Raw genomic sequence first — 24,848 nt, 5'->3', positions numbered from 1 at the left:
ATTCACCTCTACTATGTTCGACTTGTTCCTCATCATCGTACCCTTTGATAGGCCTACACGGAATGCTCAATCCTTGCAATCGTTATACAATATGTTGCATAGTAGCAACAACAAGAAAAATGATCAGGAACAGCTGGCAGGAGGAGGCGTGACAGTGAACCCAAGACCATCCAGAGAAGAATACTTTAACAATCCGGCTTCATTTGAGACAAAAATGGGATTGTGGATATACAAATCCGGTACGCACCCTTTTTTCACCGAAAAAGTCGGTCCCCGGTCCGTCGGATTTTATAGTATACATTTCGTTGCCAGCGGCAAGGTGCGATTCGGATGGGACGGCAGCAGCGTCTCCCTCTCGGAAGGCGACCTGTTCTGCCTCTTCCCCGGCTCGGTCTATACCTATGTCAAGGACTGCGAGCAGCCATCTACCACGATCACCTGGACGGCTTTTATGGGCGAGTTGATGCCATCCATATTGAAGCATGTTGATTTATATCCGGAGCGGCCCTATCGACAAAATGCCTTCGGGGACGATACCCTGGCGATCATCAAGGAGATTCAGAGATTGCTCCGGCAGCCCCAGTTAGACCACAGCCTTCAGCTGATGTCATTGGGATTCCAATTGATCCACAGCATCAATTCGAACCGGCACCAATCTCCTTCTGCTGCTGCATCCGACTGGCTCGAATCCATCCCTGGGTATATGCAGCTTCACTGTACCGAGAACCTGTCCGTGGAGGAGCTTGCCGCGTGGGCCGGCGTGCATCGCAGTCACTTTACCCGCGCGTTTACCCGCCGATACGGCATCTCTCCGTCCCGCTACATGCAGCAGTTGATCATGGAGAAAGCGACCCGCCTATTATCCGCCGAGGGCATCAGCATCACGCAGACCGCTTTATCCCTGGGCTATTCGGATTTGTTTACGTTCTCCCGCGCCTTTACCCGGTATTTCGGAATGACGCCGAGTGCATTCGTGAAAGCGAATCGCCCTTCATCGACGGTACGCGAATAGCAAGGGACCACCATGGGATAAAGGGGGCGCTGTTTACGGCCCCGTATTCATGAAAAAAGGCTACCCATGTTGGATAGCCTCAAGCTTTAAAAGTCACTTTTTTCGAAAATCATGATCGATTTGACGACCTACTCCTCCATCAGATCCCATAGCATAGTGAACGCCTCGGCTTCCAATTGAAAGAACACCGGCGCGTTGGCATATCGCACATACTGGCCGCCCTTAAACAATCTCAACTGGACTTCCGTCCCATCCTGCAGCTGGATATACAGAAACTTCTGCTCGTCCGAACCGGTCTCGTAGATCCCTTGCTCAAACAAAGGCTCGGCCGCTACCGGCTTTGCTTCATATAACGCCTCAACGAAGGCTTGCACCGCCGCATCGCCGGAAAGCTCGTGTAACTTGTTCTCGCCCATATTCCAGCTGTCGAAATCCTGCCATTTAACCGAATTCATGTTCCCCATCAGATTCAGCTTGCCGATGATATCCTCGCCTTTCGCCACCGTAATCCCGTTGAGGTGCTCATACAATTCGGCGTAGACTTCCCCGTCGTGCTCCATGTAGGACATGATTCTAAAATCGGCGTCATATCCCTTAACCGAGAAAATGTCCATTTCGCCGATTGTAGAAGCAAGCTCCGTGTAATCATCGGAGGAGCTCCACTCCGTAATCCCCGATTTCGACCGACCGAGCTTGTCGCCCCGCAGTTGCTTGGCAATTTCCGGCGTGATTTGCGTACCGGTCTGGGTGTAGATATTGCCCTGGTATACAACCAAACCGATCATGTCGGCTTTGACGTTGCTCTCGCCCGGAAGCTCAATCTTCGGAATGGTTACCGGGTCATGGCCGGCCTGGGCGATCGGCGGCGTAGGCTCTCCAGTCCCTTGCGTTTCCGGAGTATAGGTAACAACGGGAACATCTTCACGATTCAACATTATTGAAACAACCAAGACTAGCCCCAACATGACAGCCATACTAACGCCAGCCATACCCCACCGATTCCTTCTTGTCGTCTGACTCTGATTTTGTTTCATTCCTTTCATCAGGCGCTCCTCCAATCCTTTATCAGGTTCTATTCGATCTATCAATGTTTTGTAGTCATTCCGATTCATCAATCGTCCTCTCCTTCCAAGTCCATGCGCAGCAGCTTCCTGCCGCGCTGAAGACGCATCTTGACCGCAGACTCATTAATCTGCAAGATCCCGGCGATTTCCTTAACGGAATAATCCTCGTAATAAAACAGATGGATCACCGACTTATACTTAAACGGCAAACTCATGACATTATCCATCAGGGTCCGTTCCGAGGGCTCCACAAAATAATCATTCATATGCTCCATTTTCGTTACCCGCTTGCGCCACAGGCTCCCTTGCATGTTCTTGCAATGGTTCGTAATCACCCGAATGAGCCAAGCTTTCTTATGCTCCTGATCGCTGAACTCAGGTGATTTATATATCAGCTTCATAAACGTCTCCTGAATAGCTTCTTCTACATCCTGTTTGTTTCCCAGGTACACCATCGCTATTTTAAAAAGCATATCGCCATATAATTCATAGGTTTCCGTAATATCTCCGCCCGGCCGGAGCGAATCGATCTGCATCGCCTTTAGACCTCCTTTTACCCTTAATACAATTATGGACGCGGATCGGTCACATTTTGTTTATAGTTTTTTCGGCATAAAAAAGAGGATGTCCCAAAAGATCTTAGATCTGGCGGGATCCCTCTTTCTGATAGGAGACGCTCCGTGTACGAATCGTTCCTCTCATCGCTGTTGTCCCCAAATTTCTTGGGTTGATTTTAAGCAAGGAAGAAATTCGGGGACAAAGCATATGCTTTCGATGCGAGCTTTCCGTTGGAAAGCTTTTAGGCGACCGCTGCCGCTTGTCCGGAATCGTTTCGTCCTCTCCGCTACCATGAGCAAGCACATCCTTTAGACATAGAAACAGAAACCACATCTTCACAAAATGGATGTGCGATCTACCACCCATTTACGAAAAGGACGGAACGGTGGCAACGAACCAAAAAAGCAAGAAATGGCGGTGCTAGGATCACATCCTTAGCACCGCCATATCTATTTTCCACTTTTTTGATCAATTGGAGCGTTCTTCGGCAGATTTGCTGTTGAGGCCCCCCTCTCGTTTATCACAAAGATGCAAATCCAATCTGCATCCAGCCGCTATACAATATGTTTATTTCGCATACGTCAAATCCTGCATCAAACGATGGAGCACAGCGGCGCTTTCCCCACGGGTGGCACTCGATTTAGGGTTGAAGCGCTGATTCTGGTCTCCGTTCAAAATATCAAGAGCTGCCAATTCATACACCGCTGTCTTGGACCAACCACCGATCGAGGTCGCATCGGCAAAATTTGCTTTTGCCGCGTCGGCTTGGTTGTATCCGGCATACTCCAGCGCGTTGTACGCCATCAACGCCATCTCTTCACGTGTGATAGTCCGGTTCGGCTTAAAGGTGCCGTCCGTGTAGCCGGTAATGATACCGGCATCGACGGCTGCCTGGACCGCTCCGGTATACCAGTCGGATGACGCCACATCCTGGAAGCTGCCTGACGCAGCGTCTGCAGAAAGGCCCAATGCCCCGACGACAAGCGCTGCGAACTCGGCTCGAGTGACCGATGCGTTGGGAACAAAGGTCTGCTCTGTGCGTCCGGTTACGATCATTTTGGCCGCAAGCGATTCAACGTCTGCCTTGGACCAATGCGTGGCAATATCCTGGAACGTTACCGGGTTCTGCAGCACCAGGTACGTGCTGTTGGTTCGGCTATAGATATCGATTCGTTGACCATTCACCTTGAATGGCACCGGTGTGTATTCATTGCCATTCCCGCCCACTCGAACAACCGCAATATCGGTCAAAGCATGCGCTTTGTCGACATTCAGGGACCGCTTCACATACGATTGGAATGAACCGAGCGTGATGGTCTTGCCATTACTGGACTTCGCTGTCACGGTGTAGCTCACAGCCTGCAGCGCATTATATCCTTTGGAAGCTGCTGATTTAAGAGCATCCGAATCCACTGCAAGCTGAATGACCAATTGAAGGCCGCTAATATCGGAGCCGGTTTGCGCAGCCAGAGCTTGGAGATTGATCTCCGTCTTCGGAAGCTCATAGCTTCCGTAAGGCGTCACTACCACCAGCACCTGTGCGCTTGTTTGATCAAGCCATGCCCGGAGCGCTTCATTCTCGATGGTAACGGAAGAAGACTGGATCGGCTGCGTGCTTGTTACCTCCACGGTGACTTTTCCGCCCGAAGGCTGTTTCAGGGCTTCCTTCATGGCCGCCCCAGTCACGCTGCCTGTTGCCACACCATTCTCCACCTTAACCGGAACCTTTACCTTGCCTGGTTCGGCTGGCGGTGTCGTGCCAGGATTCGAAGGATTCACGGGAGGCGTCGTCGGTCCTGGAGTTCCAGGGGTGCCCGGGTTCCCAGGGTTCCCCGGTCCAGGCTCTCCCGGTCCGCCCGGATCAGGTCCTCCTGGAAGCGGCGCTCCCTTCAAGTCCGTAATCCGTCCTTCGACGGCGGAGGTTTTGGCTGTGATGGTGCCTACTTTTTTCACATAGTTCGAGAATACTTCATAGTCAGGCTTATAGAGCAGGTTCACACGCCCTTCCAGATAAGCCTTCTCGAGCGAAGCATAGAAGTCGCCGCCTTTAGCGGTAAATGCGTTTGTTGCCACTTCGTACGATTTATTCATATTGATCGGTTCGTATCCGTTCTTGCCTTTGACCTCGATTCGCAGGACGCGTGATCCAACCGGCTTGGTGGAGTCATAGATAAACTTCATGCCCGCGATATGCGGGAAGCGCCCGTCCTGTGCCGGCGTCTTGGAAACCCCGTTCTCCATGGCTTCTTTAATCTCGGCGCCCGTTAACGTGATCGTGACCAGATCATTGTTAAACGGAAGCACCGTCATCACGTCACCCATTGTGACTTTGCCTGCCTCAATAGATTCGCGAATGCCGCCACCGTTCTGCAGGGCGATGACCGCTTTCGTGCCGGCCGCTTGCGCCGCATCCAGCATACCATCCGCAATCAGGTTGCCAAGATTCGTTTCCTTCGTCCGCACGTCGGCACGAACGCCGTTCAGCTTCACTTCGGTCAAACCGACTTCCGTTTGTTTCAGTTCCTCCACGCCCGGCTTATATTTGGTGTTCAGAATTTGCAAGGCTTCGGGATCCGGCTGTACCACGTATTGACCGGCACTATCCTTCTCGTCAACGGAAATGAGGTTGCTGTTCCACTCCTGCAGAACACCCTCGTCGTCAAATACGACCTCAAGCTGACCTAAGAATTGGCCTTTTTCCCCTGTCTGCACGATCAGCTTCGGTTCGCTGTCTGACCGGTCCACGACCGCTTGATCCAGCTTGGTATGACTGTGACCGCCCACGATAATGTCGATGCCTTCGACTTCCTTAGCCAGGTTAACGTCCACGTCATAACCGAGGTGAGACAGCACGACGATTTTGTTAATGCCTTCCTTCTGCAGCATCGCCACGGTGTCTCTTGTCTTTTGCACCGCATCATCGAAGGTGACGTCTCCAGGCGAAGCGATGTTCGCCGTGTCTTCGGTTGTAAGTCCAATGAGGCCAACCTGCTCCCCATCTACCTCCATAATGATAGCCGGGTAGATGGTTGCATCCTTGGCATCCCGGGCCACTTCATTCTTAAATTTCTGGGTCAATAAAGCATCGGCCGAAAAATTCACGTTCGAGGAAACAAACGGGAATTCCGCATGCTCGATGAAATCGTTCAGGACTTCGGATCCTTTATCGAACTCATGGTTACCGAAGGTCATGGCATCATATTGAACCAGGTTCATGAACTCCAGATCCGCCAGTCCCAAATATTGATTAAAATACAGCGTGCCGGAGAATACGTCCCCTGCATCCACGAGCAGAGGATTGACCGCGTTTGCTCTGGCTTCCTTGATCGCCGTCACCCGGCGCGCAATGTTATCCGGAGAGTTTACGGTGTCCAGATTGGCATGTGTGTCATTGGTATGCAAAATCGTCAGCGGGAAGCCGTTCACGGCTTCTCCCTTCAGATCGATCTGCGCGACAACCGGATCATGATCCGATACGCGGCCCTTGGAAACCGGGAAGTCGGCGTTCAGATGAACGACATCGGCTTGCGTTGAGCGGGTCAGATTCTTGCTGACGAGAATATGATCCAGCACCTGCGAGTTCCCGTCATACGTGTAGGTATACCGCTCCTCAAGCGGAAGCGTATCGATCAGATTGTCTAATTCGTTGCCTTTCAAAATGTTCGCCGACTCGGTAAATTGGAAATCATTCAAATCTCCCAGAACGACGACGTTGGCGTCAGGATTAGCGGACACAACGCCTTTCACAAATCCGTTCACGACCGCTGCAATCTGATGGCGCTGCGCTTCGCTGGAGAGAACCGGCGGCTGGGTATTGCCAAAAGGCCCTTGGTCTCCGGATTTCGAGTTAAAATGATTCGCGATGACGATCACTTTCTCGCCCTGGAATTCGAACTGTGCGGCCAAAGGCTTACGCGACGCGTTGAATGCCGCATTCAGCGGATCAATCCGGCCCGGATTCAGGGTTAACTGATCCTTTGCCGCATCATACGCAACGGATTCCGTCGAGGAGCCCTTTTTGCCTTGAACGCTGTCGGATAACTGAACACGATCCGCGTTGTAGAGGAACCCGACCCGAATGTTCGCTCCCGGCGCTCCTCCATCGTTATTATTCACCGGATCAATGTCGGTAAAGCTGTACGTGGGTCCTCCCGCTGCCTTGATGGCGTTAATCAAGGTCTGGTAGCTTTGATCTGCCGCGGTAGTTCCGTTGTTCTGCTCTCCGTTGTTATCCTGTACTTCTACAAGGCCGATAATATCCGGAGACTTGATGTTATTTACGATCGACTCCGCCAGCTTGTTGATTTTGGTGGAGCTTACGCCCGGATAAAAATTTTCAATATTATACGTCGCTACTCTGAGCTGTCCGTCATTCACGTCGATAGTGGATACCTCTTGCTTAAAAGAGCTGCTGTGGATTGCAGGCAACTCGCCTTTAGCCGGAATCACCTTGAAATTGCCACTGTTATATCCGATTACACCGATCACATCATCGGCAAACGTATCGCCGGTGCTTACTTCCTGCCCCGGATTGCCATAAGCAATGATAAGACGCTGCGGGTTGAAATTGCCTTGTTCTTTCAGAACGAGACCGCCGGCAGGAGTAATCACGTCGGCAATACCATTCTCGACCCGGGTCGCAATGTTGTAGGTTCCGCTGCTTGTCCAATACGGACTAATGATCGTTGGCTGCGGAAGTCTGACCAGCATGCCCTCCAGAGATTCGTAGAAGTCGATGGCATCTTCCTCCGGATCGAACGTTGTCATGCTGTCATTATCGATAATGGCGGCAGGAATCGTACGTCCGCCTTTACCTAAGGTAACCGGTTCGGGCAGCTGCTGAGCCTGATCAAGCTTCTTGAAGGATTGCAGCTCGATTTGGGTGGAGGTCAGGTTGCTGGAGCTTCCCTCGTTAAACTCGGCCACTTTTCCGGTTACGCTCACCAGATCTCCGATTTGAGGCGGGCTCGGATCTGTAGAATACACAAAAATCGCATCCGAAGTATTCGGATTGGAATCCGGCTTCGGGTCCTGGATATAGAATCCCTTGATATTGCCGTTAGAGAACGTATAACCATATTGGGTTACAACACCTTCAATACCGGTTACCGTCTGTCCTGTATACGGTGAAGTATGGTCCTCGCCTTGAATATCCGCGATGCGCGGCTGCTGAGTAGCTTTATAAACAAATTCGTATACCTTGCTCACATCTGCACCCGAGACAACAACCGCTTTGAGGGTCGTGTCACGGTCTATTTGAATCGGCGAGCTATATAGTGTACTTGCTTGCGTCGGGACTGACCCATCGAGCGTATAATAGATGCTCGCCCCTTGCGTAGGGCTAGATAGCGTCACCGTTCCCCCGATAATGATCGGTCCGGCACCCGGACTGGCGATCACGGAGAACATCTCCTCGATTAAGGCATTCTCACCAAGAGGGATCAGCTCATAGATGTTGCCGAACTGCTTCACCACGCCCGTGACGCGGCTGAAGCTTTTCACCGTCTTCAGCTTGGACAATCCGGAATAGATGATGAATTCATGCCCGCCTTGTTCGGCTGTATATTCACCAGGTCTGTTCTCAGATTTGATGGTCACATCATCCAAGTAGACAAGTCTTGCCTCATAAGTCTCCCCTGCAGCTTCGGATAGATCTGCTCCGGTAATTGGGAGAGCCTGCGGCACTCCTGCATTTGCACCCGTTACGTCATGCGGCAGCAAGGCGTGCGGTTTGATTTCCTGAAGATTGTTGTAAATCTCCATCACGCCGGCCACGCTCACCCGGTCGCCAACGCTGGCATTGAGGGGGTAGTCATAGAGAACAATACCTGCTGCGTCATCTTGAATGTAGGTTTCTTTGCCTTCGATATGCGTAATGATGCCTTCCGTCCACACATGCTCGCCTTTAGCCTTGCCGCGGGCTTCAGTGACGGACGTTTGCGTTAAAATATCGTATTGGAACGAGGAGACCGGCCCATCCGGTTGGCCATCTTGGACTGCATAGGCATCCACTCGCGTAGGCTCGTTTATGGTGATCGGGCCGTTGACGAGCTGGAAGCCGGAGCCGTTCCCGCCGGACAGATACACATCCGCATAGACGGAAGCCCCTACCGTAGGCGGATTCAGCGTAATCTTCGTACCGGCAGGCCAGGCATTAGGCTCCGGATTAGCCGTTACCGTTCCCAAGCCCGTGCCCGGAGTGACCGGCGTAGCTGGACTCGCGCTGTTCCGGGGTTCCGGTGAGGTAACGGTAAAATCCGCCGCATTGTTATCCGTATCGAGGCCGCGATCATTTTGACCAACGGTCAGCTCCTTGCGAATCGCTGCCGTGCTGTTGGAAAGAGCTGCTGTCGGGTTCTTTTCATATTCTGAAGCGGAGCCATAACCAATCAGATCGATGCGATCGCCAGCTGCGTTCACCAAGTCCACCTTGCCATTGGAGCCGCTCAAATTCAACGATCCTTGAACATTAGGCGCCGGTAGAATAGTACCTACCGAGCCACTACTCTGTTGTTGGATTAAATAATAAGAATAAGGCGCTATAATACCAGTTAAAGAGGTCGTGCCGTTAAATGTGCCTGCTGCGCTGGCATAACGCACCTTCCAGCCTGTTAGGTCAACCGGACTGCCCGTCGGATTGAACAATTCGATAAAATCATGCGTATACACTGCCCCGCCATTCCCGCCGCCGCCATACACTTGGCTGATTACAACCTGATCATGTTGGGGAGCAGCCTCCGCCACCTTCACGGGACTGAAAGGAACGATGAGACTCAGAAGCATCACAATAGCCATAAACATACTTAGCTGCTTTTGGCACCTATGTAATCGAATGCGCATTCAGGTTTTCACTCCTCTATTCTATTAAATTCTTTAGCCTTATTTACTATATATACCAGAGATGTTTTGGGAGTTCTAACCTAAAGTATGCTAAATGTAAAAAAACCTCCGATAGACCTAACCCTAAGTGGGCATAGGCATATCAGAGGTTCTAGATGTGTTACATCGACTTGCGCAATCCGTTACCGTTTACCTGAATCGAACGGCTCCCCTACGGCTTTCGGCGCATTCGAGGATTTGGAGAAAATCACGAGTGCGATCAGCGTAACAACATAAGGGAAAATCTTGAGAATGACCGGCGGGATCACCGCCAATGACGGGATTACCTGCGATACGTTGGCTACCGTCGTGGCAAATCCGAAGAACAAGGTGGCCAGCAGGATACCGAGCGGCTTCCATTGTCCGAAGATCAAGGACGCCAGAGCCAGGAACCCTAGTCCTGCAACGTTCCCCGTAAATTCACCGGAATACGTCAACAGAATGACAGCTCCCCCGAGTCCGGAAAAAGCACCCGAGATCATGACGCCGACATAGCGCATGGACTGCACCTTAATGCCGGCTGCTTCCGCTGCGTGCGGATGCTCGCCGCAGGACCGGAGACGCAAACCGAACGGTGTTCTGTACAATATTAGTGCACTGAGCACTAACACTAACAGAACAAGCCAGGTTGTTGCATAGGTTTTGGTAAAAAACAAATCCCCAATAACCGGGATCTTAGACAGCACAGGCACATCAAACGGTGCAAAACCATTTGTGATGCTGATCTTACCGCTCCCCGTAATGTTACGGGCAAGGAAAATCGTCAGGGCACCCGCGATCATGTTGATCGCCGTACCGCTTATGATCTGATTGGCACTGAGGTTTATGCTGGCAAAGGCATGCAATAGCGAGAATAGCGCACTCGCTGCCGCTGCTGCCAACAGGCCTACCCACAATACCCAAGATTGGCCGGGCCATTGGGCCTGCATTTTGAATATGACAAAGGCTCCGATGAAAGAACCGACAATCATCAAGCCGTCAAGGCCAATATTGACGACCCCGCTTCGTTCACTGAACAGCGCGCCCAAGGCGGTAATCAAAAGCGGGATCGTGTAAGCGATGGCATACGGAAAAATCTGTTCAATCGTTGTCCACATATGTCCTTACTCCCCCTGCTTTTTATTAGCCGCGCGACGCAGCTTCATTTTACGGTATAGTCGTTCGATCAAGATGCTGGTTGCCGCAAAATAGATAATGATGGCGATAATCGAATCGGCAATTTCCGGCGGAATCTCCGTCATGGCATTCATAAACCCTCTGCCCGAGTAGAGAATTCCGAAGAACAAGGCCGACACCAATACACCGATAGGTGCATTGATTCCGAGCAGAGCTACGGCAATCCCGTCAAACCCCTGGCTCGGCAGAATGCCGATCTGCATGCTGGAGGCATTCCCCGTATACTGTGCAACCCCCGCGAGGCCCGCGAGACCGCCGGAGATGAACATGGACAGCACGATACTGCGTTTGACAGCGATACCCGCATATTCGGAAGCGTGCCGGTTGAATCCGACCGCCTTCAATTCATATCCGAGCGTTGTCTTGTTAATAAGGAAAGCGACGACCAGAACAGCAATGACCGCGATAAAAAAGCCCAGATTGACATAAGAACCTTGGAACATATCGCTTAGCCACTGCTGATGCAGCATGGCTTCCGGCGGAAGCTGACGCGATTCCGTCTCCAGGCTCGCCCCTTTGAAATAACCCGGAATGACATAATAAACGGTCCAGTAGGCAGTCCAGTTCATCATGATCGTGGATACGACCTCATGCACGTTATATTTAGCCTTCAGGAAACCTGGGACAACCGCCCATAGCGCACCGCCGATAAACCCGACCAGTACCATAACCAACAGGAGCAGAGCCCGCGGCAGGTCGAGCGAGAGGCCAACAGCCGTCGCGCAAAAGCCACCGAACAGCATCTGGCCTGCAGCACCGATATTAAACAGCCCGGTACGGAAGGCAAAAGCCACGGACAAACCGGTCAAAATAAGCGGAGTCGCCGTCGCCAGCGTATTTCCGATCCTCTCCGGGTTCTTGAGTCCACCCTGGATGAGATACTTATACCCTTCTACCGGATTATGTCCGGTCAGCGCCATAAGCAGTGCCCCCGCGATGAGTCCGAACAGGACGGCAAGCAACGATTTTACGCTGTTATTCATGTGGTGCCTCCTCTTTTTGATACCCGGCCATCATCAGTCCGAGCTCTCTTTCGTTCGTTTCGGAGGTTTTAACGATACCTACCAGTTCACCGTTATTGATAACGGCAATGCGGTCCGACAAGTTCAGCACTTCATCAAGCTCCAGGGAAACCAGCAGAACGGCTTTCCCTTTGTCGCGCTGTTCGATCAGACGCCGGTGAATATATTCAATCGAGCCTACGTCAAGGCCCCGAGTCGGCTGGACGGCAATAAGCAGATCCGGATCGCGCTCTACCTCGCGGCCGATGATCGCTTTTTGCTGGTTACCGCCGGACATCGAACGCACGATCGACCGGCCGCCCGTTCCGGAACGCACATCAAAGCTCTGAATGATATGCTCCGCATGCTTGCGGATCGCTGCTGGCTGCAGCAGCCCGTTCTTGGAATACGGTGGGCGGTTATACACCTCGAGGATCAAATTCTCTTCAATCGTATAATCCAGTACGAGGCCCCTCTTTTGGCGGTCCTCCGGAATGTGGCCGATTCCGCTTTCATTTCGTTGACGGACAGATAGACCGTTGAGCGTTTTTCCATTTAAGCTCACCGTTCCGCTCTCCGCCTGCCGAAGTCCGGTAATGGCTTCTATCAGTTCCGATTGACCGTTACCATCCACGCCTGCAATACCCACAATCTCCCCGGCATGCAGGTCCAGACTAAAGCCTTTGAGCGCATCGACTTTCTTGCTGTTCTTTACCGTAAGCGATTTAATCTCGAGAACGGTCTTGCCCGGGTGACTCTCCTGCTTCTCCACCTTAAAGGAAACGCTGCGGCCCACCATCATTTCGGCCATTGCCTCACGGCTCGTGTCTGCCACTTCTACGGTGCCGATCGTCTTGCCACGGCGGATGACGGTACAGCGGTCCGCAACCGCTTTAATTTCTTTCAATTTGTGGGTGATCAGAATGATGGATTTACCTTCATTGACCAGGTTTTTCATAATGCCCTGCAGATCTTCGATTTCCTGAGGGGTCAGCACGGCGGTCGGCTCGTCGAATATGAGCACTTCTGCGTCGCGATACAGCATTTTGAGAATTTCCACTCTCTGCTGCATCCCGACCGAGATATCCTCGATTTTAGCATAAGGGTCCACGTTGAGGCCGTATCGTTTAGACAGCTCCTCAACCCGTTTGGCAGCCGATCTGACGTCCAAGCCGAAGAAGTACTTGCGCGTCTCGCTGCCCAGAATAATATTCTCGGTCACGGTAAACGGCTCGACCAATTTAAAATGCTGATGCACCATCCCGATTCCGAGTTTGTTCGCGACATTCGGATTCGAGATCCGCACGTCCTTGCCGTTGACTTTGATGACGCCACGGTCAGGTTGATACATGCCAAACAGGATACTCATCAGGGTGGATTTGCCCGCCCCGTTCTCACCGAGCAGCGCATGAATCTCGCCTTTTTTCAGCCTAATCGTGATATCGTCATTGGCCACGATCCCGGGAAATTCCTTGCGGATGCCCACCATCTCGACAACATAGTCCATGGTTTTGGGTCCTCTCCTTCTTTTGTGTTGGTATCTTCTTGTGCCTAAATTGCTTTTAAAAAAACACGGATCGACTCACTTCCAAACAGCCAGAACGCAGTTACATAGATCGATTCTACATTCAATATCAGGATGCAATCGCTTGCGCCGGTGATACGGTCTGATACCTTAAAATAGCCCCACAAAGTGGAGCCTATTGCTTCGATGCTTATTCCAACTACTTTGCGGGGACCCCAAAACATATAAATACGAATACAGAATTCTTTAATCTTAAAAAAAGACGGAGGGAATCCGTCTTTTTTCATGCGGTATCGCTGTTTTTCAAGTAAGTCTATCCACGCTTCTGAAGATGACCTTGGTGTCTTGGATTACTTAATCAAATCGCCTTGCTCTGCCGTTACTTTAACTTCGCCGGCTTTGATCTTGCCAAACACTTCGTCAACTTGCTTAAGGACGTCATCGCTCAGGTTCGGATTCTTCTCAGGAAGGCCGACACCGTCATTGGTCGCATCCAGCGTAAGCGTCTGTCCGCCTGGGAATTTACCTTCCATTTCAGCTTTGATCATATCGTAAGCCGCATGGTCGATTTTCTTCACGGCCGAAGTCAGGACAACGGATTTGTCGCCTTCGTAAACGCCATCTTGATACTGGTCAACGTCTACACCAACGATCCATACTTCGGATCCGTTCTGTACGCGAGTCTTCGCTTCGTTAATCGCACCAACGCCAACGCCGCCTGCTGCCGCGAAGATAACGTTTACGCCACGGTCATACATTTGAGCCGCCAATTGGCTGCCTGCTGCAACATCATCAAAAGATCCTTGGTAAACAACGTTTTCTTTGTTAATCACCAGTTTCGTGCCGAGATTCTCGTTGGCGTATGCTACACCCTGCTGGAAGCCCCAGTTGAACTTCTGTACAGGAGGGATTTCCATGCCGCCGATAAATCCAGCCTGTCCATCCTTCACATGAAGCGCAGTTGCTACGCCAGCCAGGAAACCGGACTCTTGCTCAGCGAAGAAGATGGATACGGTATTTTCCTTAACTACCGGATTGCTGTCGCCGGAATGAGGTGTTCCATCGATAATCACGAATTTAGCATCTGTATATTTGTCCTGTGCTTTGAACACGGCTGTTTCAAATTTGAAGCCTGGAGTTACAATGAACTTAAATCCGGCATCGTACAGGTTTCCGATCTCTTTCGAGTAGTCGGCTTCTGTCGTTCCGGCCGGCTTCAGGTATTTATACTCCATTTTGAAGTCCTTATTGGCCTTCTCGATACCTTCGTACGTTCCTTGGTTAAACGACTTGTCATCGATGGTTCCCGCGTCCGTAACCATCCCTACCTTGAAGTTTGCCTTAGGTGCATCGCCGCCTGCGCCGCCGCTTGGTTCTGACGCCGGTTTGTCGCCGCAACCTGCCAACATTGTGACAGATAACGCCAAACTGATTAAAGATATGACCCCTTTTTTCATTAAGGATAACCCTCCTAGGTATATATGCCCGAATACTAGATTCGTGCTATTTACAATATATTAATAAAACTGACCCTTTTCAACATAAATTTGGGTGAATCTGTCAAGCTGCATCTGTGTCGCGGTGAAACGTTTAAGACATGTTTTATTCCAATTTTAGCAGAGATAGGAAGCCGTAGTTAACGCGGTGTTGATATCACGGTTTTTATAGATAACACGGGGGGGTTACAATTGGTGTGGTACGTAAACTTGCAAGTGATCAGACCCTGCAATTTGGAAAAAAATAATAGCCCCTTATGAAAGAAAGCACCTCGGCAAGGTGCTTACAAACATGGTGTTCATTTCAATGGATGTTTTGAATGAATGATTATTCATTTGCGGCGGGACTTCATCATGCGATTATACGTAATTAATCCGGCAATAATCATGGCGACTACGCCCAAGCTGCTTGCCGACTCTGGCGTCATGCCAAATACCCCCGCCAAATTCGTAACCAAGCTGTTCGTAAGCAGCGCCACCGCAATCAACATAATCGGACGCCACACGCTATACCTTTTCATCCTCGCAACACCCCCAGGCCAGATTTGCAGCATTATAAGAACCCCAAATGACTAAGATTGCCTAATCTATTAGAAACATTATACCATGAATAAGTATGCGTTTACATTGTTCTCAACTTTCTCAGCATGAAATTTCCAGATAGCCCTTGATGTAGTTGGGGAGACTAGCAATCCTTTGCGACTTTGAATCAATTTAGCGGTTTTCTTCTTCCTTCATTATATTAAACGTGTTCATAAACATCGTTATACGCCACATATTTCCCATGTGCTCATCAAGACCGATTCGAAAGCAAAAGCCACGGGCCACAGCGTGGAAATAACGCTGCCTCCATGGCTTTTTTACGAAACATAAATTATCATGCATCATGCTCGGCAGAGTTTGCCATAAAATGCCCTCATCCTAAGTCAACTTCTCGGAAATCAGGCCATTATGCCATCGGAACCTGAGCTCGTGCTGGAAATAACTCATCAGTCCTTTTTATTGTACTCGAATGAAATCTTAACGGGATCCGACATTCCTTCCATAGACAGATAGGCGTCGCAAGTTCCCTTTAAGTTGCCGGTTAGCTTGATCATAAATTGGAAACTTCCCGTTTCCGTACTTGTCGTCTGGCCTTCATACCGAACTTTCCCTTTCGAATCGAGTATTTTCAAATTCACTTGGGACTGGCTGCCGTTCACGACCAGACCGTCGATTGTCAATTTCTTCGCAGCGGCATCCACCACAGCTCTTGCGTTGTCGATACACGTGTCACCCCCCGCCTGGTCGTCAATGCCAAGAACTTCGATTTCATCCAGGAAGACCCAGATATTGACCGGAAATTCAACTTTAACGTAGCGGGCAGACACTTTATCGGCTCCAGCTTTCCCCGGCACACCGTCTGTTATTCCGCTCCAACCCACGAACTCGGCCGAGGCAGCATCCTGTGCCGGTGGCGGAGAAACGGTTGCCAGCGTGCTCCAGGATTGGCCGTCAGATGAAACAGAAAATGTGACATTCTGAGGAAATTGGATGCCAGGCCCTTTATCCTGAAGAAAATGGGCTCTAATTGCCCCAATCGATTTGTTTCTGCCCAAATCAAATGTGATTGTGCGGCTTCGTTCTTCAGGGTAGTCGCTTCCCGCATGGGCCTGCCACTGCTCGGTGCGGTAATCCGTCCCGCCGAATCGGCCGTCCGTAAGTTCGTTCCCGGAATCGGGATAGTTGCTGTTAGGCTGCTGTGAAATTGTATAGCTTTGGCCAAGAACCAGATTGCTGAGTCCCCATCCGTCAGACCAGGTTTGAATGAGAACTTGGGCGTAGGAATCAAGCACCGTTGCGGCCGGGACCGAAATCAACCCTTGCGCTTGGACGGCCGGGTCGTGAATGTGCGCGAGGAAATCCTGCATATACGTCACAGCGTCCTTCGGCTTGTTTTCGTCCAGAAGAAGCTTGATGGTCTGCAATCGATACGTCAAATCATTACCAAAAGCCGAATTGATTTCGTTCGACTCGACATAACGCTGTACAAGCTCCGTCATCGTCTCCGGCGCCGGACTGCTGTCAGTGGCGTACATTCCGTTCAAATACTGATACAGCCAGTCATACATTAAACGCAAACTTGGATCCTTGCTTACCCCTAAGTTGTATACTGCATTATTGCCTTGATAGTGAGCTCTGAAGCCATTTTGCATCAGACCGGATCTGACGCCGCTGTCCAAGTATTCGATAAAACGCTCGCGAAGTACGGGATCTGTCAACATTCCGTCATCAAATTCAACTTCGTTCCCCATTCCGTACCGCTTTGCAGTATCTGTAGCATCGTCCAGACGGTCGGAATCCATTCCGCCGAAGAAATAGTTAGGCTGAAGCGCCGCGGCATCGAACCCTACGTCTTTCCACATAAACATTTTGTAAGCATATGAGTGTGGAATCCAGAAAACTTTCATGTTCATGGCGTGCACTTTATCCGACACCATGCGAGCTATGTCCGGTCCTGATTCGGATATGTCGATTTGTTCCGGCATCCAGTACATGCCGACAAGCTCAAGATTAGAGTAGTTGGCAGCCTGCCATCTTTGCTGGGTCTGGTCCAGCCACCACTGTACTGCTTTTCCTCTGTTTTCAGACGCTTTTTCTTTGCCTACGACGGAGTCGTTGAAATTTAAGGAACCGCTACCGTCAATGTCGCCAAAATCTGTTAAGGATTCCCCTGGATTCGGAATCATTAACACAACCTTGACTTGATGATCGGGCTGTTTCAGCTTGGCCCCAACTTCCTTGGCGGCCTCATTCAACTGCTGCATATCGCCCGTGGCTGCAAATGTTTTATCCAAATACCATTTCCAATCGTCCAGGTTCGTTTGTCCCTGACCGAAATCGCGACCAGCAGGCGAAGCAATCCCGAGATATAGAACGCCGTCATAAAGCCAATCGACCGGCTCGCCGTCTTTATTTACATAGCTGATATTAGGGATAATCCGTTCCTTCTTCCAATCGCCCAAACCATTCGCGTATTGCCCGTTATACAGCAAATTCAGATTCCGGATCCCGGCCGTAGCTTCCCCCGGCTCCAAAAAACGAGGCTGCTCGGCAGGAACCTTTACCGCCCCTTCAATCTTGCCGTCCATACCCATAATTTCGATTTCGTCAATGTATTCCCACTGTGTAGGATGCATATAAAAGATTACCTTCACATAACGGGCATAAGCCAACTTGCCATCCGTATTCCCGCCCTTGATTCCATCCCGGCTGCCATCCCATTCAAAAGTCTCCTGTCTAGGCGGTCCTGCTCCCCATAGCAGCTGCGTAGCGTTATGAGAAAGCAGCCCCCAATTTTCCTTATCGTCGGAGACATACATCGATACCGACAGCGGCACGAGGATCGAGTTCGTCGGATAATCCTGGAGAAAACGAGCGGTTATCTTCCCGACCGACTTTTCCTCCCCCAGATCAAATACGATTTCGCGCGCTTTTCCGCGCTGATGCCTTACCCATGCCGGGTCGTTCATATCCAATGCGCCGTATTTACCGTCTGTAAGCTTGTATCCGTCATCGGGATGCGAAGCTTCCGGAGCTTCAGACCATTCATACGGGAGGCCGGCCGCGAGATTGCGGAATTGCGTCTCCTCTACTTCCGAAGATGCTGCTGCTTGATTCTCGTCTCTTGCTAGTGGTGCCTGTTCCACTTCCGGTTCACCAGCTTTCGTCGGTTGATTGACTTCATTTGCCGCTTGCAGGTCCGTCACATCCGGAACAAGCGATTTCGCCTGAACCGCAGAGAGCGGTGCCAGTAGTAATACGGCTGCCATTAATCCGGATACCCATTTTTTATTCAAATTCATCAAGGCCAGCTCCTTTTTCTTATTCTCAAGTACAGAAATATCAAAGATTCTAAACTCTTATTTCTGTTCCGGGTGAACGCTAAATTTGGATCCCCCCTTTCGCGAAATCTGATATAAGCAAGCAGCAGCGTGTACAAGATCGGCTTCCTCCGAAAGAGGAAGCCGTCTTCACCACGTCGTGATTCTGATCTATTTCGCCTTTGCCGCCAGGAACTCATCGATTTGCTTTTGCAGCTCCTGCTGAATTTTTTGGAGGGCAGGCCCGGCTTCCGCTTCGAATTTCTTCAATGTCTCCTCCGGATCGATAACCCCGTTGAACAGCGCATTATAGTATTGTCCATCGACCGTATTGTACTGGCTGACTTCGTTCTGGACCGGAGTGCTGTCGAATTCGAAGCCGGCCAAAATATCAGTGGTGAACATGTCGGCATCGCGAAGCACGGCATCCAATTCATCATTCTTCGGATCGCCACCCACAACAGTGCGCTCATCGACCGGATTCCATAACCAGACATATCCGAATGCAGAGTAACCGGATGTATCCAGGCTTTTCAATTTGTCCTCTCCTGCCGCTTCCCAATGCTTCCCTTCAATTCCGTAAGAGAGCAGGTCGTAGTTTTCCTTCTCATTCGCCCAGTTCAGGAACATAATCGCCCGCTCCTTGTTTTTGCTTACCTTCGGAACAGCCAGGAAATTCCACTGCTTAAAATTGGTGAAATTCGCGCCTTTTTCCGGGTTGAAGAAGGTGACCGTTTCCAGCTCTCCGCCCGGTACATTGTTCTTAATCGTGTTCTTGAGGGAATCGCCGATACCGAACGCGCCGTTTGTGACGATGGCTACTTTGCCTGCTGAGATCGGCTGGTGAAAATCTTTCGTCGTCAAAATGTCCTTGAAAATCAGTCCGTCTTTAAACCATTTGTGCGTGTTCGCCAGCCACGTTCCGATCGGCTCCCGATCCTCCAGCAAATTGTATACTTTCCCGTCGTTGTTCTTATAGTAGAGCAACAAGCTGTTGCCGAGCGCGTGGGTCGGCCTGACATGAGTCTCGTAATCGTTCAGCGCATGATGGCCGACGAATGAATACGTGTAGGAGCCTGCGGTCATCGGGATGATGTCTTTTTCCTGCTCCTTCACCTTGTAAGCGAATTCGATCAGGTCATCATACGTCTTGATTGGGGGTACGCCCAGCTTCTCGCGAATGTCTTTGCGCACCATGTAAGAATTGCCGGACATGTAGCTGAGGCCGAGCGGTACGGCCATAATTTTGCCGCCGTACTTGTTGTAGTCCCACATTTGCTTCGGTCGTTTCTCCAGCACCGTTTGGCCGTACTGGGCCAACAGGTCATCCAGCGGTTCATAGAATCCGTTTGCGATCATCTGGTTGATGTGCAGCCATGGCGCATCGAAGATGAGATCGATGTTTTCGCCGGAAGCAAGCGTCACCTGTGTCTTTTGCGCCAGATCGGACCAGGGCACGAACACGACGTCGAGCTTGACATTGATCGTATCCTTCATTCGCTTCTCTGCTTCGGCGATGACTAAATCCATATCCGGCGGCCGGTCACCGGGAATCATGATTTTCAACGTCACTTCCTTAAGTTTGGTTTCACTGCTGGCGCTATTTCCGGTATGGCCCGACGGTTCGGGCGTCTTCCCTTCCCCTTCGTTCTTGCCCGAACAACCTGTAATCGCGAAAAGCACGATCAGTAACGCGAGCACGATGGGCAATCGTTTTTTCATGGTTCATTCCCCCTGTTTCAAATATAGAGCATATAGGCGGATGGGCCGGCTAAAACCGGCAGCGCTCGAAAGCTCGAACCGGTCAAACGCTTCCCGCTTGTCGATCTACCCTTTTACCGATCCGAGCGTCAAGCCTTTAATAAAGAAGCGCTGGATGAAGGGATAAACGAACACGATCGGGCCAATGGTAACGCAGACGATCGCCAGCTGCATCCCATAGGTCGGCACGACGACGTTGTACTGCGTTTGGCTCCCGCTCACATAAGCCATAACATTCAAATTGGACATAAGCTGGCGTATCATCATCTGCAGCGGCAGCATTTTGTAATTGTCGATGAACAGCAATGACAAATACCAGTCGTTCCAATATTGCAACGCGTAGAACAGGCTCACCGTGGCGATTACAGGCAGCGAAATCGGCCAGATGATCCGAAAGAAAATAAAGATATCATTGGCTCCGTCCACAGTCGCAGCTTCATTCAGTTCATACGGCAGCGTCCGATAGTAGGAGACAAGAATGAAGGCATAGAACGGATTAAGCAGATAGGGCAAAATGAGCGCCCACACCGAGTCTTTCAGGTGCAGCCAGTTGGCAATCAGCATGTAGAAGCCGACCAGCCCTGCACCGAACAGCATCGTCAGGAAGGTCAAAAACGATAAAATGTTGCGGTACTTCACTCTCCGGTGGCTCAGCGTGTACGCATAGGCAGCTGTCAAAAGGACGCCCAGCGCCGTGCCGGCGATCGTCACGATAATCGTAATGCCGTAGCTTAGAAACACCTGCTTGCCGGAGAGCAGAAATTTGTACGCATGGAGGCTGAATTTGCTCGGAAGCAACTGGTACCCCGCCGTCTGCAGAAGCGATTCATCAGCGAACGAGTTGATGAACACAATCCAGAACGGAATGAAGCAAAACAGCGCAAACGCGCACAGCACCGCATACATCAGAATAAGAAACAACCGTTCTCTCATGTCGATCACACCTTACATTGTCCGGCGAAAAGGCCGCATGGACCGGGCCATTGCCCGTTTCGCCGAACCCTTTTAGAATAGTCTTGAATCCGCGTCCACCTTGCGCGCGATCGCATTGAAGATGAGAATCGTGACGAGCCCCATGCAGGACTGGTACACGATGACGGCAGACGACATGCTGAAATTACCCAGCTGCCGTAGCGCACGAAATGCATACGTATCGATGACATCTGTCGTCGGAAAGAGTACGCCGTTATCTCCGATGATCGCGTAAATCATGCCAAAATCGCCGTAGAAAATACGGCCAATGCCAAGCAGCGCCAATACCATCACGGTCGGCCGCATCAACGGCAGCGTTATGTAGAGCATCTGCTGCATCCGGCTCGCGCCTTCAATTCGGGCGCTCTCGTAATATTCCGCGGAGATGCCCGTAATGACGGCCAAAAAAATAATGGAGTTATATCCGGCCATCTTCCAGGCACTAATCACGGTTAAGATATACGGCCATACGCCCGGCGACAAATACCAGTCCACTCCTTCGTAGCCAAGGGCGGCAAGCGCGCGGTTAATCAGCCCCTCCGATGTGCTGAATAGCGTCAACGCCATCATGCTGACGACAAGCCATGAAATAAAATACGGTAAAAAAATAAACGATTGCGTGATTCGCTTGAACAGCCTGTTTCGGATTTCGTTCAGGAAGATCGCCAGCACGACCGCGCTGCCGAGGCCGGATAGAAGAAACAGCGCATTCAGGAAAACGGTATTCAGCGTTACCCGCAGCCAGTCTTTCCCATTGAAGAAAAACTCGAAGTTTTTAAATCCGACCCATTCGCTCCCCCATATTCCATCCGATAGCCGGTAATTCTGGAAGGCGAGCAGATGCCCCAGCATGGGCATATACGCAAATACGACCAGAAACGCAATGCCGGGCAGCGCCAGCAAGTACAAATACCGGTTCCGCGACAGCTCACGCACAATCGGCCACCCGAACCTTTTCCGTCGCTCCAAAAAGCGTTCCTCCTTTCTTGTGGGCTTGCTGGATTCGAACGGAGCCATCGTAGCATTCACGGCTGCGGCTTGCCTAGTTCTCATTAGCCGGATTCGGTTCTCGCGTGGCGAAAATCACGAGCGTTCGCCGGTTGTTATTGGTCTGGCGAGTTCTCAATCGCCGCTCACCCGACTGCTAATTGGCAGAGTTCCCGGCTATCTGCCGCGTCGTCCGCTCCAGCCGCTCGCTCGCCTTGCTGTCGCGGTATTGGCTTGGCGTCATGCCGGTCGCTTTTTTAAATGCGGTGAAAAAGTGGCTTTTCGTCTGAAAACCGGACTGCTCTGCAATCTCGGTGATCTGCATGCTGGTCTGCTCCAGCAGCTCCTTAACCTTCCCGAGCCGCTCGTTCAAGATGAAATTCGATAGAGGCATGCCATATTGTTCGTGAAACAGCTGCCGGACGTATTTGGCCGACAAAGCGATATGGTCAGCGATATCGTCTACCGACAGCAACGGGTCATGAGTATGATAGCGGACATACTCGATGATTTCCCCAATCAGCTTTTCCTTGCGATTGAATCCCTTTTGGTCGCTAAGCTGCCGGATAATCCGCCCAGTCTCTTCCTTCAGCCATTCGCGGACCTCGGTAAGCGTGGCGAACTGCCTCAAGTGGCGCTCAATCCCTTCAACACTCTGAATAGACATCATTTTGCTGAACGACTTGACGATCGCAAACAGAAGCAGCTTCAGTTGGAACTGGCACCTCGGTATACTTCATCGTCTGCAGGCGCGTGAACACCTCCTCCAGCATGGCCAGCACCTTCTCCTCTTTGCCGCTGCGAATCGTCTGGATCAATCTTTCATGCACGGCGGAGTCGATCGGCGCTTGTAAATCGGCATACCGCTCAAAGTCTTGTTCAACGTAGATTTTGTCATCACCACTGACAAACTTGAATAATGTCAGCTCGTTCATATCGTCGTATACTTTGCGTAAATCATCATGCACGCGCCGCGCTGAGCTTTCGGCGATCGTCACGTCCAGCTTTACGTGACGGGTGACTTGACGACTAAGCTCCTTCAGCTCTTTAGTCAACTCGGGATCAGGGAGGGAGCTAACCGTGCCAACCAGCACGACCAGATGGTCGGTCCCAAAATCGACCACCTCGATCGGCCGTTCAGGTGTGCCCAGCAGCTCCTCTGCGATATTGCCGATTGCATACTTGAGCAGCTTGCGAGAGACGAAATCATACCGCTCGGATATCTCATAATAGGAGTCGATCTTGATAACAGCCAATCGAAGCCACTCATAGTCAAGCAGGCACGACTCGCGGACAATCGCCGCTCTGGCGCCGTCAGTCAGCCTGCCCTGCAGCAGCCATTGCCGTAAATATTCGGTCTTGATCAGCGGATAATGATCGCGAAGCATAACGACGCCCTGCTCGATGACGCCGTAATCGTTCTCCCCCTTCACGCCCAGCTTCCGCTGCAGTTGATCCGCCAGCCGGCGGAATGGCCCGACGAAACGGCGCGAATTCCAATAGGCGACCAGAAGCAGCGCGATGAGCAGCAGCAGCGAGCAGGCGATGATGACGGTTTTGAACGCCCCTGCCTTTTCGCGAAATTGCTTCATTTCAGTAACAGATATAATGGTCCACTCCGACGATTCCATTCGGGCATAGTTGACGAACGCTGCCCCTCCCGCTCTGTTCAACTCGAATGAACCTTCCTTCAGCCCCGGTTGGATGTTATCGATGGTCTCCTCGAGCCGCTCATCCTGTTCCCCCAGAATTAATCTTCCCCGATCATCCACGATAGAAAGCAGCGTATCCGCTCTTCCATCGCTTGAGATCAAATGCTTCTGGAGCTCCTTCTTGTCGAACAGGACAACAAGATACCCATCGCGGTTTTTCTGCACAGGAGTCGAGGGTAGCTGAAGAGCCAAATACGATTTATTTCCTATCTGGTGGTCAAAATAACGCAGGAAGGCCCCGGGAGTACGCTCAATTCGCTGCAGCATCGGCTGATCGGCAAATTCCTCGAACGGAATCAACCCAACTTTGGAGTCGATCACCTCACGTTTACGAAAGCTAAATAAGTAAGCGGTTTCAATATAAGGCTCATTAGATAAATATTTAGTCAACACCCCCATCGCGCTGGCATTCTGCAGCAGATCGTCGGGGGAAGCATACATCCAGTTTTGCACGGTACGATCTTCGTACATGGTCAGACCGTACCATTTCAACTTAGCCAGGATGTACTCGACCCGCTCTGCCATTTCGTTGATACGGTCCTGATTAAACGTCCCCATCTGGGAATAAGCGTAATGAGAAAATCGGTTGGCCAGAAACAACGAGAGCGGTATGATGGTGATTGCAAAAAAGATGCCGCTTATCACAAATATGCGCCAGGATGTCGATCTGAACATAATATCCCTCAGTCCCCCTTCGTCAATGGCAGTTCTCTTATGACTAATATGTCCTATCATAATGCACCCCTTTTCTGTTTGCCTAGTTCTCATTTGTCCGTCAAGTTCTATTTCTCCGGATTCGCCTGCGGCATACGTCCACGATCTGCAATTAAGTGCAGGAATAT

At 51.0% G+C, this 24,848-nt stretch carries 15 protein-coding genes; 1 reads left to right on the top strand and 14 read right to left on the bottom strand.

Annotated features, from left to right (window positions below; translation table 11 throughout):
* The first annotated feature begins 154 nt into the window (after window positions 1–154).
* Window positions 155–1,012, top strand: coding sequence for a helix-turn-helix domain-containing protein (locus tag CRG97_RS02015; RefSeq protein WP_237566253.1), 858 nt, complete (start codon window positions 155–157; stop codon window positions 1,010–1,012).
* A 128-nt stretch (window positions 1,013–1,140) separates the two neighbouring features.
* Here the strand turns inward: CRG97_RS02015 and CRG97_RS02010 are convergent, their stop codons facing one another.
* From CRG97_RS02010 to CRG97_RS01945, 14 genes are all read right to left on the bottom strand, one after another.
* Entirely contained in the window at window positions 1,141–2,055 is a 915-nt protein-coding gene (locus CRG97_RS02010; protein ID WP_237566252.1) for a hypothetical protein, read from the bottom strand.
* 68 nt (window positions 2,056–2,123) lie between these two features.
* The gene (locus tag CRG97_RS02005) at window positions 2,124–2,612 is read right to left on the bottom strand and encodes an RNA polymerase sigma factor (protein ID WP_098741507.1); all 489 of its coding nucleotides are present in this window, start codon (window positions 2,610–2,612) and stop codon (window positions 2,124–2,126) included.
* Between the two features lie 589 nt (window positions 2,613–3,201).
* The gene (locus tag CRG97_RS02000; protein WP_098741506.1) at window positions 3,202–9,474 is read right to left on the bottom strand and encodes a 5'-nucleotidase C-terminal domain-containing protein; all 6,273 of its coding nucleotides are present in this window, start codon (window positions 9,472–9,474) and stop codon (window positions 3,202–3,204) included.
* A gap of 182 nt (window positions 9,475–9,656) precedes the next feature.
* Window positions 9,657–10,610 (bottom strand): ABC transporter permease, encoded by a 954-nt coding sequence (locus CRG97_RS01995; RefSeq protein ID WP_076322522.1) that lies wholly within the window; start codon window positions 10,608–10,610, stop codon window positions 9,657–9,659.
* Window positions 10,611–10,616: 6 nt separating this feature from the next.
* Window positions 10,617–11,672, bottom strand: a complete 1,056-nt coding sequence (locus tag CRG97_RS01990; RefSeq protein WP_076322523.1) for an ABC transporter permease — start codon at window positions 11,670–11,672, stop codon at window positions 10,617–10,619.
* Complete coding sequence (locus tag CRG97_RS01985; RefSeq protein WP_098741505.1) at window positions 11,665–13,197, bottom strand: ABC transporter ATP-binding protein; 1,533 nt, start codon at window positions 13,195–13,197, stop codon at window positions 11,665–11,667. The genes CRG97_RS01990 and CRG97_RS01985 overlap by 8 nt, the downstream gene beginning before the upstream one ends.
* A gap of 368 nt (window positions 13,198–13,565) precedes the next feature.
* A complete protein-coding gene (locus CRG97_RS01975) occupies window positions 13,566–14,672 on the bottom strand; it encodes a BMP family lipoprotein (RefSeq protein ID WP_098741503.1) in 1,107 nt (368 codons plus the stop codon).
* Window positions 14,673–15,043: 371 nt separating this feature from the next.
* Complete coding sequence (locus CRG97_RS01970; protein ID WP_098741502.1) at window positions 15,044–15,232, bottom strand: hypothetical protein; 189 nt, start codon at window positions 15,230–15,232, stop codon at window positions 15,044–15,046.
* Window positions 15,233–15,700: 468 nt separating this feature from the next.
* A complete protein-coding gene (locus CRG97_RS01965) occupies window positions 15,701–18,556 on the bottom strand; it encodes a DUF4855 domain-containing protein (protein ID WP_098741501.1) in 2,856 nt (951 codons plus the stop codon).
* Between the two features lie 189 nt (window positions 18,557–18,745).
* A complete protein-coding gene (locus tag CRG97_RS01960; RefSeq protein ID WP_098741500.1) occupies window positions 18,746–20,296 on the bottom strand; it encodes an extracellular solute-binding protein in 1,551 nt (516 codons plus the stop codon).
* A 105-nt stretch (window positions 20,297–20,401) separates the two neighbouring features.
* Window positions 20,402–21,268: a carbohydrate ABC transporter permease gene (locus CRG97_RS01955; protein WP_098741499.1), complete on the bottom strand. Its 867-nt coding sequence runs from the start codon at window positions 21,266–21,268 to the stop codon at window positions 20,402–20,404.
* A 72-nt stretch (window positions 21,269–21,340) separates the two neighbouring features.
* Complete coding sequence (locus CRG97_RS01950) at window positions 21,341–22,276, bottom strand: ABC transporter permease (RefSeq protein ID WP_098741498.1); 936 nt, start codon at window positions 22,274–22,276, stop codon at window positions 21,341–21,343.
* A 175-nt stretch (window positions 22,277–22,451) separates the two neighbouring features.
* Entirely contained in the window at window positions 22,452–22,925 is a 474-nt protein-coding gene (locus CRG97_RS33465; RefSeq protein ID WP_237566251.1) for a helix-turn-helix transcriptional regulator, read from the bottom strand.
* Between the two features lie 16 nt (window positions 22,926–22,941).
* Window positions 22,942–24,681, bottom strand: a complete 1,740-nt coding sequence (locus CRG97_RS01945) for a cache domain-containing protein (RefSeq protein ID WP_237566250.1) — start codon at window positions 24,679–24,681, stop codon at window positions 22,942–22,944.
* Window positions 24,682–24,848: the final 167 nt, after the last annotated feature.

The sequence above is a fragment of the Paenibacillus sp. EZ-K15 genome (genome assembly GCF_002573715.1).
GTDB lineage: Bacteria > Bacillota > Bacilli > Paenibacillales > Paenibacillaceae > Paenibacillus_AQ.
Note: the sequence above shows the minus strand (reverse complement) of the source record. Positions and strands in the feature narration are given on the sequence as shown.

Bases quoted from the DNA above. Each gene is read 5' to 3' on its own strand.
- CRG97_RS02010 (WP_237566252.1), bottom strand. From the start codon at position 2,055: ATGAAAGGAATGAAACAAAATCAGAGTCAGACGACAAGAAGGAATCGG.
- CRG97_RS02005 (WP_098741507.1), bottom strand. From the start codon at position 2,612: ATGCAGATCGATTCGCTCCGGCCGGGCGGAGATATTACGGAAACCTAT.
- CRG97_RS02000 (WP_098741506.1), bottom strand. From the start codon at position 9,474: ATGCGCATTCGATTACATAGGTGCCAAAAGCAGCTAAGTATGTTTATG.
- CRG97_RS01995 (WP_076322522.1), bottom strand. From the start codon at position 10,610: ATGTGGACAACGATTGAACAGATTTTTCCGTATGCCATCGCTTACACG.
- CRG97_RS01990 (WP_076322523.1), bottom strand. From the start codon at position 11,672: ATGAATAACAGCGTAAAATCGTTGCTTGCCGTCCTGTTCGGACTCATC.
- CRG97_RS01985 (WP_098741505.1), bottom strand. From the start codon at position 13,197: ATGGACTATGTTGTCGAGATGGTGGGCATCCGCAAGGAATTTCCCGGG.
- CRG97_RS01975 (WP_098741503.1), bottom strand. From the start codon at position 14,672: ATGAAAAAAGGGGTCATATCTTTAATCAGTTTGGCGTTATCTGTCACA.
- CRG97_RS01970 (WP_098741502.1), bottom strand. From the start codon at position 15,232: ATGAAAAGGTATAGCGTGTGGCGTCCGATTATGTTGATTGCGGTGGCG.
- CRG97_RS01965 (WP_098741501.1), bottom strand. From the start codon at position 18,556: ATGAATTTGAATAAAAAATGGGTATCCGGATTAATGGCAGCCGTATTA.
- CRG97_RS01960 (WP_098741500.1), bottom strand. From the start codon at position 20,296: ATGAAAAAACGATTGCCCATCGTGCTCGCGTTACTGATCGTGCTTTTC.
- CRG97_RS01955 (WP_098741499.1), bottom strand. From the start codon at position 21,268: ATGAGAGAACGGTTGTTTCTTATTCTGATGTATGCGGTGCTGTGCGCG.
- CRG97_RS01945 (WP_237566250.1), bottom strand. From the start codon at position 24,681: ATGTTCAGATCGACATCCTGGCGCATATTTGTGATAAGCGGCATCTTT.